The organism is Mesorhizobium sp. M4B.F.Ca.ET.089.01.1.1 (assembly GCF_004022605.1).
Lineage (GTDB): Bacteria > Pseudomonadota > Alphaproteobacteria > Rhizobiales > Rhizobiaceae > Mesorhizobium > Mesorhizobium abyssinicae.
Genome location: NZ_RZOS01000924.1, coordinates 1 through 1,005 on the forward strand (window position 1 = coordinate 1; position 1,005 = coordinate 1,005).

At 62.9% G+C, this 1,005-nt stretch carries 2 protein-coding genes; both read right to left on the reverse strand.

The window, feature by feature from the left end; genetic code table 11:
- A partial coding sequence (locus EN780_RS35065) for a TniB family NTP-binding protein (protein ID WP_189557035.1) occupies positions 1-215 on the reverse strand: 215 nt, incomplete at its 3' end.
- The coding region (locus EN780_RS35070; protein ID WP_189557037.1) for a Mu transposase C-terminal domain-containing protein at positions 212-1,005 on the reverse strand (794 nt) is incomplete at its 5' end. The genes EN780_RS35070 and EN780_RS35065, both read right to left, overlap by 4 nt.

Here is a 1,005-nt window from a genome sequence, read left to right on the forward strand (position 1 = left end):
ATCTTGGTCTTGCCCATTCCCGTGTCGCCGTACAGCAGCAGGCATGGCATGCGATCGCGTTGCGGATAGGACAGCAGGTCCTGGAGCTTCGCCAGAGCCGCGCTTGCCCGCGCGGTTTCGAGCCACCGATCGGCCCTTATCCAGGCGATACGCTCATCGTCTGCTAATGCAGCATGAACTCGGTAGCCTGGCAGAAGATGGTTATATTCGCTCAAGACCATTCCTCCACCACCAGCGGAGGCAGATCGCCCTGCAGATCCTCTGCCGGTCCCACCGGCGCCGCGGACAAGACACCGCCAGATGCCGCCGAAAGCGACCGGTCACGACGCTCGCTGTGGCGCCGTGCGGCCTTTGTGTCCCGCACCGCTGTCTCGAGCAACGTGCGTTGCTCGGCGATCGTCGCAAAAATCAGCTGCTCATCTGTCGCCTTGACGCCGCGCTCCTTCAGGATCGCGCAGGCCATTCGCTGCTCGCCGAGCGTGATGCGCGGCCGGCTGAGGTTCGCAAACCGGATCGGCCAATTGGTGCCGTCCGGTCCCTCCACGAACACGGTGGACAAATCGCGAGGATCGTACCGGACACATAGCCGCCGTGAAAGCCTCCCGGCCCATGGACTGAGCACGTCGTCCCAATAGCGAAGCCCGAAAAGGCGCACGCCGTCGCGGCGAATTTTGCGCTCCTCGAACGGCAGAAAATCCTGAAGAAACCGCTCGGCATCATGCGGCAGGCGAAGCTTTTCCGGTCGTGCCGCCATCGCATCGCCCCATGCGGTGATCGGTGGCAAGCCCAATCCGCTATGGATTTCGGCGTGGTAACGGCCGACGATCTCAAGGCCAAGCCATCGTTCCAGCTCGTCGAGTGTCAGCGCGGCGTGTTTTTGCGAATCATATGCGCCGCGTGCAGCGACATCGCTCGACGTCGTGCCCGGGAGCAGATGGATTGCTCCCATCATCGTGCCAATCAGGCGCTCGATGTGGCCGCCATAATGCGGTCGCGCTACGGGAC